Here is a 12,697-nt window from a genome sequence, read left to right on the forward strand (position 1 = left end):
ATGATAATGAATGTTGAGTCTTTGCTCGCCCCGGTCAGTGACGATCAGCCCGGTGGCCGCAATATGGAATATGAGCAGGTCTATAACGAGATCCGTGAGGCGCGGGAAAGCGATCCTGACTATTTGCCGCAGGGCGAATGGGCCACGGAATTACGAAAAGCCGACTGGAGCAAAGTCGTTCGCTTAAGCACGAAGGTGTTGCAGGCGGAAAGCAAAGATTTTCAGGTTGCCTGCTGGCTGATCGAAGGTCTGAGCCAGCAACACGGCATCGCGGGGCTGCTGGAGGGCGTCGGTTTTCTGACGCCGTTTATCCAGACTTACTGGCAAAACGGCTGGCCGGAACAGGATGAGGACGGCCTGGTGATCCGCCATGGCATGATCAACCGTCTGGATCGCCAGCTGGCGCAACTGCTGCATTGTCATCCGCTGTTTGGTCAGCCGGAAAGTACGCTGGATCACTGGCGCAAAGTGCTCGCCTATGAACACCGCGTGACGATGAAACCGGACAGTGCCGCCGAACGGGGCAGTGACGACGATTTCTCGATGGAGACGTTCAACCGCTGGGCCGCCACGCTGGATCCGCAAAAAGTCGCCGCGCAGAACGAGATGTTAAACCAGATGGTGACCGCGCTGGATCAGCTGGAAACCACTTACGGCCAGCTGAATCCGCAGGCTGATTCTCTGGCGATGGGGCAGACGCGCAGTGCCATCGCCGAAATGCAGGAATTTGTAAAACGCCTGTTTGATCGTGCGGCACCCGCTTATGACGACGTCATGACGCTGAACGTCTTAACGCCTTACGAGGATGAGCCGGACACTGACGTCAGTTCGCTGATCAACAACACCAAAAAACAAACCATGTCGCGGGATCTGGCCATCAGCCAGATGCTGACAATTGCCCATTTTTTCCGTCAGACCGAGCCGTCAAGCCCGGTGCCGTTTCTGATGGAGCGCGCGGCGCGCTGGGCGGCGATGACACTGACCGAATGGCTGGAAGAGATGTTGCAGGATGACAGCAGCATGCGAGATATCAACAAGGTACTGAAAGGGCATAGCAAAGAATGAGGGGGATAACGGGACTGGCCGGGCTGATGCTGGCTGTCATGCTGCTGACAGGTTGTGCGACAGATAACGAGGAAGGTCGCCAGAAGGCGGTCGGCGAGGTGAGCGCGCCTTTCGCCAACGGCGCCATCACCCTGCAACTGCGGGCGGAACCGGGACTGAACAGCCTGAACGACATGCCCAACAGCTGCACGGTATTGCTGCTGCAAACCAAAGACAAACCTGCGCTGGATAAGATACTGGGCAACCCCGCAACGTTGAAAAGTCTGTTTGCCGGTGCCGGTAGCGAAGGGGATGTTTTGCAGGTGGATCGTTACGTGATGATGCCGGGGCAAACCAACACGGTGCATATCGACCGCGCGCAGGATACCCGCAATGTGGCGCTGGTCGCGGGCTACTATCCCTTCCCGGTGAAAAAACATATGGTCAGCGCGGAAGTCCCGGTGGCCGCTGAAAGCACAGGCTGGTGGGAACCGGTCTGGCAGGCGCATTTAACGCCGCTCACGCTTTCTGTCACGTTAGGCAGTGAAAGCATTGTCAGCTCAGATGTCCCTGCTGCCGGAGAGAAAAAATAATGTATCCAGAACAACAGCAGATCTACTGGCATTCCGGACTTTACCTGCAACCGCAGCACTTTCAGTCGCTGGATCTGCATTACGAATGGAATCTGGCAGAACATCTGCGTCTGGCGCAGCCCTATAATCACGGGCTGATTGAGGTCAGCATTAACGACGCAGCGCTGAACGACTATGTGATCAGCGTTGAGCAGATCCGGTGCATTTTGCCGGGCGGCACCCTGCTGTCGCAGCCCGGCAACAGCCGCGTAGAGCAACGCAACTTTCGTGAACTCTGGAAGCAACGCGATCAGCCGCTGACCCTCTGGCTGGCGGTGCGGCGCTTCGATCCGCTGCACAGCAACGTCACCACGCTGGAAAAAGAGCACGACCGCGCCGTTACCCGCTGGATCAATACCAGCGAAGAGCGGGTGATGAAAGATGTCTATGACCATGCGCCGGACGCTGCCGTCGCCCGCCTTTGCTATAACGTCAGGCTGCTGACAGACGTGGAAAAAGACGATGCGGTTGACTGCGAATGCATTCCGCTGACCCGCCTGCGTTACGAAAACGAACGGGTGATCCTCGATCCGACATTCTCGCCGCCTTCCGTCACTTTGTTCGGGTCGTTCAGCCTCGGCAAGATGATTGACACCATCTACTTCGAACTGAGTGCGCGGGCCAGAAAGCTTGAGGAATACAAACGCTCAGAGCGGCTGGTCAGCGACGCCGATCGTGGCGATCAGGTGACGCAGTTGCTGGCGATGCGCTCCCTTAACCGGGTGCTGCCGCAACTGAAAAACTTTTGCCAGGCGCGTCAGGTTCATCCGTGGCAGGTCTACAACATTTTGTGCCAGCTGGTGGGCGATCTCTCTTCGTTCAATGACAGCTGCTCCTTTCTGGGGGAGTGGCACGATGGCGAAAACCCGCTGCACGCCTACAACCATAATGAACTGCTGAGTTGTTTCGACAGCGCCCGTAAGACGCTGATTACGCTGCTGAACAGTCTGGTACTTGAAGACAATACTTACATTACGCTGGAGAACGATCTTCAGGGTGTGTTCACCGGCAGCTTTGACAGTACGCAGAGCAAAAATGCGGAGACGGTACTGCTGCTGTTACGTTCCGCCAATATGCCGATGGAAAACCGTCAGATCAAAAATCCGGGCGGCATCAAACTGGCCTCGCCGAAGATGATTGAACCGCTGATCCAGCATGCGTTGCCGGGTATTCCGGTCACACGCTGCGTGCAGCCTCCGCGTGGTGTGCCTAACCGCAGCGATTCGCACTATTTCCTGGTCGAACAGGACAGCGAACTGTGGAGCAAAGCCCGGCAGCACAGCAGTATTTCCTTCTACTGGCCTGATATGCCGGAAGACCTTCAGGTACAAGTGATATTTGTGGTGCCCTCATGATGAGTTTACTCAATTGTTATTTACCGCTGTTCCGCTATGTAACGGCATTTTTTATTGATCCGCAGGAATATCCGGATTACAGCGCGTTTCGTGAAAAAAGCATTACGTTATTACAGCAGGCATTGCGTGAATCAGAACGTCATCACGAAACCGCTGAATGTGAAGATGCTTATTTTTCCGTGGTGCTGTGGGTCGATGAACGCGTATTACGTTCCCGCGCAGAGTGGGTGAAGGAATGGCGCAGCAGTCTGTTGCAAAAATATTATTTTGATATTTCTGTCGGCGGCGAGGCGTTTTTCGAACGGCTCGATAAGACAGATAAAAATAATACCCAACTGAGAATGGTCTATCTGTTCTGTCTGCTGATGGGTTTCCACGGGAAATACACCTCTCAGGATGCGCAGCTTTTGCAACAACGGATTAATGATGAACGCCAGTGTCTGCCGGAAGAGTGGCGTCAGTGGCCGAACGACGCCTTGCTGGTAGAGCAGGAAGCCGGTGGCGGTGAAAAAAATAAAGCGGTGAAGAAGCGACTGCGTCAGCGTAAAGGGCTTTTGTTTTCCCTGCCGCTGGCTATTTACTTATTAATGCTGCTCGCCGGCTTAGGGATATTTTTCGGATAACACACTATGTTTAAAAAATTAGTTTCCTTTGCCGCATGGGCGTTATTCCTGTGTCTGCTGCTTATTGTCTGTGTCGTCATGTCCGTGTTTCTGGAACGGTCATTGCTGCATGCGTTCGCATTGTGGCTGATCGTTATTATTGCCGTTTTACTGGTCCGCTTTGTCTGGGGTTCTGTTTCAGGTATTGCACAGGCGAAATATATTTCCGGCCTGAAAGCGAAATTTAAACTTACCCGGCTGGAATATGTGTTATTCGAGCACTGGAAAACCGGTGCCGCGGTCATTAAACGCATCAGACGGCGCAAGCAGCCGATCCCCTGGTTTGTCCTGACCGGCGGGCGGAGCGGTAAAACGACGCTGATGGCTGGTGCGGGATTGCCGTTATTTTCCAATGAGCCGGAAAGTTCGCTGGTGGTGCCGACCCGTACCTTACGCTGGTGGTTCTTCCGCTCTGCGGGTTTTCTCGATCTCTCCAGCCAGTTTCTGAATAAAACCCCGGCCTTTGAGCGCGGCTGGTTGCGGCTGGTGAACTGGTGCGGACGTCTGCCCGCGCCCGCAGGCATTGTGGTGTGCGTGTCCGTCAGCGAACTGCTGGAAAAAGATGACGCGGATCTGCATCTGCATGCGCGGCATATCCGCACGCAGATTGAGCCGCTGGTCAGCAAAGTCAAACGCCGTCTGCCGGTATACCTGTTTATTACCTGCTGTGACCGCATGCCCGGCTTTAGCCACTGGACCCGTCAGCTTTCGGCCGCCCAACGCCAGCAGCCGCTGGGGTATTACTGGCGCAGTTCACCGATCGTCGATGGCAAGGATCCGGCACTGCTGGATCCGCTGTTCAGGTGTGTGAAAGACGGGCTGGATAAAGTACGCGTCAGCATGCTTTCCGGTGGCGAACCGGATGCCAATACGCTGGCGCTGATGGATTTCCCGGAACAACTGCCGCAACTGCAACCGGCGCTGCAACGCTATCTGGCGGCATTGTGTGAGCCGGACGCTTACTTTCAGCCTGCGGCACTGGGCGGGATCTGGTTTACCGCCACCGAGCCGGTCAGCAAAAACAGCGCGTCGCGTCAGGCTTTCTTTATCCATGAACTGATGACGCGGTTATTGCCGACGTTAAGTCGTCAGCGTGAAGTCGAACCTGTCGGGTTTGGCCGCCGTTATCTGCATAAATGGGGCGCGATGACCTTCAGTGCGCTGGCGATTACCTATCTGCTGATCGCCGGTTATTTCACCGGCCGTCTTACCGCAGGGACACCGGCGCTGATGGAGACCACGGCGCAGGTTCAGCAGATTGAGAATATCGAAGGCTGGCGCCGTCATCCGCTGCACTATCTGCCCTTTGTGCCGGTGCTTCATCACCGTCATGAGCAGCTTGAAGCCAGCATTATTGCGATGACACCGCGTGACACCGTCAACCTGCGCGAGACCGCAGATCACTACCAGCAACAGTTCACCGATGCGGTGCCTGAACAAAAACGCGCGCTGATTTTGGATCTGGCCCGCACCCTGATCACCAAACAGGCCATGTGGGAAAAACAGCCGGTGAGTGAACTGCTCACCCAGCCCCCGGTTCCGGCGGCGCTGAGCATGACGGGCGCCACGGTGCCTTTATCCCGTCAGCAGGATGTGGTGTTGCAGCGCGCCCTGATACAGCAGCCGGGGGGCAGAAAGCAGTTAGTGGTGCTGCGTGAATTACTGGGGCGTCTGGTCAACAGTGATCCGCAGATGGTATGGCTGTTGGCACCGTCAGAGGAGCTGACGCCGGTGAACCTGACCGATTTCCTGCCTTTGTCTGAGGACAAAACGCAGGTCAGCTGCCTGTGGACGAAGCAGGGCACCGCGCAAATTCAGGGCTGGCTGGATGAGATCCGCCGCGCTGGCGATGAACAGGTTCCGATGCCTGAACTGGCAGCCTTTGAACAACGCTGGCCTGCACTGCGCCAGACCCAATGGATGACCATGATGCTGGCGATGAACCAGCAACCGGCACCGGTGCTGAGCGGTGAACAGTGGCAAACCGCGCTGATTGCGCTCGATCAGGGCCACAGCCAGTCGATGAAATTTGCCCGTTACGTCAGTGAGCAACTGGACGACATCCGTGCTCAGGATGCCGCGCTCTGGCTGCGTGAATTGCGCCGGTTAAATCAGTTACAGGCTATGCCGGTACCGGGGGCGCTGGTGCCGCGCATCAGTAAGATTCAGCAATCCATCCAGAAGAAAATGTCAGCACTGCTGAAAATTGACAGCAAAACGCTGACACCGGTGCTTTCGGATCTGAATGTGAAGAACTGGAATGCGTGGAAAGCCAGCGTGCATGCGGCGGTTTCCGACGTGTTCGCCACGCCGAAAAGCAGCGACCGGCTGACGCGCGGCTTGTTCCAGACCGGTGCCGCGGGCGACAGCAATCCGCTGCAACTGCTGGACAGCCGTTTTAACGTGCTGCGTAAAAGCCTGTCTGCCGAGCGCGATGATTTTGCCACCAACGCGGTATGGACGCTGTATCAGAGCGATGCGCACTGGCTGGTGGCGCAGGCCATGCAACGTTCCGCCTGCTGGCTGGAGCAGCAATGGCAGAGCCGGGTGCTGTGGCCGATGGAAAATAACGCCAGCCGTCTGGAATACGACGATCAGCAAGATCAGGCGTGGCAATACCTGTCTGACTTTATCCGCGGACCGGCGAAAAGTGTGCTGGTTGTCGGTGACGGTGGACCCCGGGCCGGTGAATTCAACGGACATACGCCCGGCCTGACGCCGGAATTCCTGCGGATGGTGAACCACGTGCTGCGTCCGGATGACGTGCTGGCGATGCCGGAACGTGAAAATACCCGCGATGACGATGCGCTGGCCGCCCTGAAAGAGGAACAGGCCGATCTCGAAGCCCAGATGGCGGCACTGGAAGCCAAACCGCTGGAACTGACGCTTAAAAGCCTGCCAGCCACCATTCCGGGCGGCGCGCGGCTGATGCCGACAGGCACCGGGCTGACGCTGTTCTGCGATGAGCAACAGTGGAAACTCAACAGCATGAACTTCAGCGAACAGGCGGCATTCCGCTGGCGTCCGGGGCATTGCAGCCGCGCCACGCTGGTGATCAAATTCCCGGGCTTTGACCTGACTTACGAATACTTTGGCGACGCGGCCTGGCCGGATTTCCTGCACGACATCGCCGACGGACAGCACCGCTTCAAAGCGGAAGATTTCCCGGATGAGGCTGCACAACTGGCGGCGCTGGGCATCAGCGAAGTCATGGTGCGTTATCAGGTCGGTTCGCAGAATGCGATACAGGATAACTGGCATCAATGGCAGGAACGCCGTCAGGCACTGAATGACAACGCCGTGGCGCAGCAGGAAACGGGCACTAAAAAAGCGGAAAAACAACGGCCAACGGCACTCAGGAGCGCGTTCTCACAATTGCCTGTCCGTATCACCGAATGTCACTGAGCGTCCGGACAGGACGCCGTTAGAAAAAATTACACAGGATGATGTATGGGTAACTACCTGAAGAAAATTGTAGAGAAAATGAATGTTGAGGCGCGTGAGTGCCTTGATGCCGCGATCAGTCTGGCCGTCAGCCGCACGCATCACGAAGTGGACATTGAGCATTTGCTGCTCGCCCTGGTGACCCGTCAGCCCGCGCTGATTGAGCAACTTTGTCTGAACGCCGGATTGCGTGGCGATGCCCTGGTCGATGCGCTGAAAGTCAGCCTTAATCACCTGCGAAGCGGCAATACGCGCAGCCCGGTATTGTCCGAATTGCTGGTCGAACATCTGGAGAAATCCTGGTTACACGCCAGTGCCTGCTGGCAACACATTCAGCTGCCGGTACAGGCATTTCTGGGCAGTCTGATTGCCGCTGAAAAAGACAATCAGATCCACCTGTCACCGGCATTACAGCAGGCGTTGTTGTGCCAGACCGATCGCGCCGACCGCCTGCTGCGTGAAGCCTGCGCACCGGCTCAGGTCATGACTAATCCGGCAGCGGCCAGTCACAACGCGGATTCCGCGGTGATGAAATTTACCCGCAACCTGACCGGACAGGCCCGCGACGGGGCGCTGGATCCCGCGCTGGGGCGTGAGCAGGAAATCCGTCAGCTGATTGACGTGTTGCTGCGCCGTCGCCAGAACAATCCGGTCCTGACCGGCGAACCGGGCGTGGGGAAAACCGCGCTGGTGGAAGGGCTGGCGCAGCGTATCGTCGACGGAACCGTGCCGGAAGCCCTGCAGAAAATGGAAATTCTTTCGCTGGATATGGGGCTGCTGCAGGCCGGTGCCAGCGTAAAAGGTGAATTCGAAAACCGTCTGCAAACCCTGTTGCGCGAAGTGAAGGACTATCCGTCGCCGGTCATTCTGTTTATCGATGAGGCGCATACGCTGATCGGGGCAGGCGGTCAGGCGGGGCAGAACGATGCCGCGAACCTGCTGAAACCGGCGCTGGCGCGCGGCGAGATGCGCGTGGTAGCCGCCACTACCTGGGCGGAATACAAAAAATACTTTGAGAAGGACGCCGCACTGGCCCGCCGTTTTCAGGTGATCAAGGTGGCAGAGCCGGACGAAGAAACCGCTACGGCGATGCTGCGCTCGCTGAAACCGGCGCTGAGTCAGCATCATGGCGTGCAGATCCTCGAAAGTGCGCTGGTCGCCGCCGTGCGCCTCTCCAGCCGTTATATTTCCGGCCGTCAGTTACCGGACAAATCCATCAGCCTGCTGGATACCGCCTGCGCCCGCGTGGCGATTTCGCAATGCCACGAACCGAAGGAGATCGAAGATCTCAACGCGCTGCTCAGCAACATTCATACCGAGCGGGAAAGTCTGCTGAAAGAGGGCGACAACGCCACAAGGCTGAAATGGCTGGATCAGCGCGAAAGCGAACTCACGCAGAGTTTAGAAACACTGCTGCCGGTCTGGCATCAGCAGCAGGACATTGTGGCGCAGATTAACGGCACTGACGATGTGGCGCAAATTGCCGTCTTACGCGCGCAACTGGCTGAGATGCATAAAGATCAGGCGCTGGTGTATGACTGCGTGGACGCGATCTGTGTCGCCGATGTGATTGCCGGCTGGACCGGTATTCCGCTGGGCCGGATGATGGAAAAAGAGCAGCAACAGCTCGGTGATCTGGTCGCGCGTCTGGAAAGCCGGGTGATCGGCCAGTCCCACGCGTTAGCGGCCATTGCACAGCAAATCCGCATCGTGCGCGCCAATCTGGCGGATCCGGTTAAACCCACCGGGGTTTATATGCTGGCCGGTCCGTCCGGTGTCGGGAAAACAGAAACGGCGCTGGCCTTATCCGATCTGCTTTTTGGTGGCGAGCAAAGTTTAATCACCATCAATATGTCCGAATATCAGGAAGCCCATTCCGTGTCCGGCCTGAAAGGTTCACCGCCGGGATATGTCGGCTATGGACAAGGCGGCGTGCTGACCGAGGCCGTGCGCCGTCGCCCGTACAGCGTGGTATTGCTGGATGAAGTCGAGAAAGCCCACCCGGACGTGATGGAGATGTTCTATCAGGTCTTTGATAAAGGCGTGATGGAAGATGCCGAAGGCCAGCTGATCAATTTCCGCAACACCCTGATTATCCTGACCAGCAATCTGGCCAGTGATCTGGTGATGACCGCCTGCGCTGCCGGAAACCCCGATCAGACCGCGCTGACCGCACTGCTGCGTCCTGAATTCGACCAGTTCTTCCGTCCGGCCCTGATGGGGCGTCTGCAACTGATCCCTTACCTGCCGGTGGTGGGCGATACCCTGGCGAAAATCATCCGTCTCAAAATCGACAAAGTGTGTAAACGCTTTGCCGGTGCCGGTGAGGGCAATTCTTCGCTGACGTACAGTGAAAAAGTGGTGGAGTTCATTGCCAGCCGCTGTCAGGTCGAGCAAAGCGGGGCGCGTGAAATTGACGCGGTCCTTAACCGGGAACTGCTGCCGTTGCTGACCGACCGCCTGCTGGCGGTGGAAAACAAAGCGGATATCCATTTGCAGGTGGGCGTCAGTAAAGATCAGCTCACGCTGACGAAGCAGCCTGCTGCGAAACGTGCTGCGGCGAAACAACCCGTCTGAACGACAGGAAAAGGATGACCATGAAAAACCGGGTGAATTTGCGGGCGCTGAAAATCAACGGGCATGATCCACGGCTCAGTAAAGCGTTCCTGTTGCTGAGCAGTGAACTCAGCCCGCTGAACGGGACCCTTCCCGCGAGGCTGGACTGGCATGCGCTGGAGGAAAGGTGTTTTCAGCTGTTCCATGAATACGGCTATGACCTGCAAAGCGGCATGTGGTTTTGTCTGATCAATTTGCGGCTGAAGAGCTGGAAGGGGCTGGCGCTGGCGCTCGATCTGCTGTCGACAGCCTTCACCCACAACAGCCAACGCTGCTGGCCGCCGGTGGCTGCCGTTTCGCAGCGTCAGCAACTCATCGACTGGTTCAGTGCCAATGTGGCGACCCATATCTATACGCTGGAATACGGGCCGGAAAACAGCACGGAAATGTGTCAGGTAGAAAGAAGCATCGGCGTGTTGTGCAGTCAGTCTAAAAACCTGCAATCGCGCAGCCACGACTCCCTGAACAATCTGCATTATTTCCTGCAGGTTCGCTGCCGTTCTGTGCCGTATCCGGCACAGGTCAGCGTGACGAAAACCGCACCGGTCGCGGCAGAAAACACGCCGCCGGCAGTGAGTGAGAAGAAGGCGCCCGCGCCGGTGGCTGAAATCGTACAGGATGCCGAACCGGCAGAAATCCGGCTGGCGGTGGAAACCCGTCTGCGTCCGTTATGGTGGGCGCTGGGGGGAATGGCGGCGGGGATCGCGCTCTGCGCGGTAGTTGCCGCGTTATGGTGTTACTCGCAGACGCTGAGTTTCAGTGAAACGCTGAGCGCCCCGTTACTGGCACTGCAACACAGCGAACATCAGTTGAATGACGCCTGGAATCATGCACCGGATGCCGATTTGCAGGCGCAAAAAGAGGCGGTCCTGGCGCGTGCTGCGCCGGTTCTCGAATGGCTGAGTGCGCAACCGCCACAAGCGTTGCTGCGTCAGGGGGAGCAATTGTCTGACCATCTGGAAAAGGCCTATCCGGGAAATCAATACAGTGCCCGATGGCAGCGCACATTAGACGAAAAGGCGGGGGATATTCCGGCACTGGATGGCTATGTGCTGGCGAATAAACATCTGGATGAGCTGGAAGCCCGCCTGCTATACGCCGAGCAAAAACAGAGCAAATATATGACCGTGTCGGAGTTGAAAACGGCGGTATACCAGATACGTCAGGATCTGCAACGTAATGGGACCAGCGCAGAAACATTGTTATGGACGATCCGGGAGAATAAGAAAAATCACAGGGAAGGGAATCCGGCACTTTTAAAACAATTTACGCAACGAATCGACGCACTGAATGCGAACGGTTTGGTGAATGAGTAATCGAGTTCAGGCAATTTTTAATTGCCATAATTTCATTTTTACAATTTAGATGATTATATTTCACGATAAAATTTTATTAAGGGTTAACGATGAAAAATAAAGCATTCTCACAAAGTAAATATATTGACGATAATCGAAATATTTTCTCTGGTAGTCTGGATGGGCTATGTTTTGGTCTATCTCTCACATGGCTTGATTCAAAGATCAAGAAAAGAGGATTTAATAAGTATAGTGAAAGGACAAAAATTAAATCCCGGGTGTTAACCAGGCAAGAATCAATGGACCGGAGAATCATTCGCACGCCGTGGAATGGTGACGACAAGGAATATATGATGAAGCAACTGAGAGTCACCGAAGGGGTTTTTCGTAGCTGGGGCGGGATCCGGGGATGTGAATTCATTTATTCTCAGGCAGCTTATAATAATGGTTCCAGTTATGTTTTAGCCAATGAACTGGCAAATCAAATAATTAAGCCCTGTTTTAGTGCTGAGGTGTATGGTGTTATCAGTATCTTTTCAACCGGGTCTGCGCATAGCATGGCCTGGTCCCAGAAAAATGAGTGGTATGATTTTTTTGACGCCAATACCGGTTCATTCCTGAAGATACATGAAGATCATTTCTCCTCATTCTTTACTGACCATATACGAAAGTATTACAGCAATTTTGACGCAGCATGGGATATTGTGAAACTTGGCCCTCCAAAAAAGCGTGGCGGATTATTTTCCTGTTTTGGACGGTAATTCTTTAAAAAGCCGTGCGGCGGAACTGGTTAAAATAATTAATTAGGCATATTTGCAAGTGCTTTCACTATGGATAGAAATGATGCATCCGGCAGAAGAAAGATTAAGAATACTCTTACCCTTTGTCATAGCGAATGCTAAGCAACAGTTGCATATTGCCCTGAAGGCCCTGGGGCGGAGTAAGTTATCAGAGGAAACCAAAAAGATCCTCAATGAATTGTTGAATGAAAATAATTCTGCGACGGTGAAAAAACTCATTCATTCTCTGAATGAAATTAAAAGGAAGATGGAAAATTTAACACCAGAGCATTTTGATGTTGCAGAAGAGTTGTATGAGGCAGGAGGGGGCACTGTCGGATACGTGAAAGCGACGGATGCCAGAGACTTCAATAATGGTGTCCGGAAGAAATATATTGCATTGTCTTATCTGCGCACCGGACGCATGCATATTGATGATATTGCTGCAACGGTGATTCACGAGTTAAGCCATCTGGTTTTAAATACAGAGGACAACGCCTATTCTATCAGTATGGAAAAGCAGGCATCGGGTTTGTTCACACCGTGGTCGGTAAAAGACTTACATCGTTATGCCAGAGAAAAGCACAGCCTTCCTTTGAATAATGCTGAAACCTTATCAAGAATTGTATTGTTGATTTATTTTTCAGAAAGTAAATTACCCCAGTATAAAAAAGCCTATGCCTTATATTGGGAGTCAGGAGATAACAAAATACTGGCATTTCATCGTATGGATGCAGATAGAAATCCAAGGGTGAGTAGCCCGGAATTAACAAGGAAATCAAACAAGTTACGTGTCATTGGTGGGCATATGGTTATTTGATTTTGATATTACCACAAAGGATTTATGCAAGTGAAAAATCAGGTGGTAAA

The 12,697-nt window shown here is 54.6% G+C and carries 9 protein-coding genes; all 9 read left to right on the forward strand.

All coding sequences use genetic code 11. The features are described from left to right. The 9 genes from tssA (at position 1) to J9880_RS21665 (ending at position 12,647) form a co-directional block, all read left to right on the forward strand. Positions 1 to 1,065 (forward strand): type VI secretion system protein TssA, encoded by a 1,065-nt coding sequence (gene tssA / locus J9880_RS21625; protein WP_131693045.1) that lies wholly within the window; start codon positions 1 to 3, stop codon positions 1,063 to 1,065. Continuing rightward, entirely contained in the window at positions 1,062 to 1,637 is a 576-nt protein-coding gene (locus J9880_RS21630; protein WP_232770727.1) for a type VI secretion lipoprotein TssJ, read from the forward strand. Before tssA ends, J9880_RS21630 begins: the two co-directional genes overlap by 4 nt. Further along, positions 1,637 to 3,031, forward strand: a complete 1,395-nt coding sequence (gene tssK, locus J9880_RS21635; RefSeq protein ID WP_232770729.1) for a type VI secretion system baseplate subunit TssK — start codon at positions 1,637 to 1,639, stop codon at positions 3,029 to 3,031. Before J9880_RS21630 ends, tssK begins: the two co-directional genes overlap by 1 nt. After that, on the forward strand, positions 3,028 to 3,654 hold the full coding sequence (locus J9880_RS21640; protein WP_131693048.1) for a DotU family type IV/VI secretion system protein: 627 nt from the start codon (positions 3,028 to 3,030) through the stop codon (positions 3,652 to 3,654). The genes tssK and J9880_RS21640 overlap by 4 nt, the downstream gene beginning before the upstream one ends. 6 nt (positions 3,655 to 3,660) lie before the next feature. Continuing rightward, positions 3,661 to 7,098: a type VI secretion system protein gene (locus J9880_RS21645; RefSeq protein ID WP_232770730.1), complete on the forward strand. Its 3,438-nt coding sequence runs from the start codon at positions 3,661 to 3,663 to the stop codon at positions 7,096 to 7,098. Between the two features lie 45 nt (positions 7,099 to 7,143). Further along, a complete protein-coding gene (tssH, locus tag J9880_RS21650) occupies positions 7,144 to 9,714 on the forward strand; it encodes a type VI secretion system ATPase TssH (RefSeq protein ID WP_232770732.1) in 2,571 nt (856 codons plus the stop codon). A gap of 14 nt (positions 9,715 to 9,728) precedes the next feature. After that, positions 9,729 to 11,069 (forward strand): VasL domain-containing protein, encoded by a 1,341-nt coding sequence (locus tag J9880_RS21655; protein WP_232770734.1) that lies wholly within the window; start codon positions 9,729 to 9,731, stop codon positions 11,067 to 11,069. Positions 11,070 to 11,158: 89 nt separating this feature from the next. After that, on the forward strand, positions 11,159 to 11,809 hold the full coding sequence (locus J9880_RS21660; protein ID WP_095925670.1) for a YopT-type cysteine protease domain-containing protein: 651 nt from the start codon (positions 11,159 to 11,161) through the stop codon (positions 11,807 to 11,809). Between the two features lie 79 nt (positions 11,810 to 11,888). After that, positions 11,889 to 12,647 carry a hypothetical protein gene (locus J9880_RS21665; RefSeq protein WP_232770735.1) on the forward strand — a complete coding sequence of 253 codons (759 nt, stop codon included), beginning with the start codon at positions 11,889 to 11,891 and terminating at the stop codon, positions 12,645 to 12,647. Positions 12,648 to 12,697 lie beyond the last annotated feature (50 nt).

Source organism: Rahnella victoriana, from assembly GCF_021276285.1.
GTDB classification, from domain to species: Bacteria; Pseudomonadota; Gammaproteobacteria; order Enterobacterales; family Enterobacteriaceae; genus Rahnella; species Rahnella victoriana.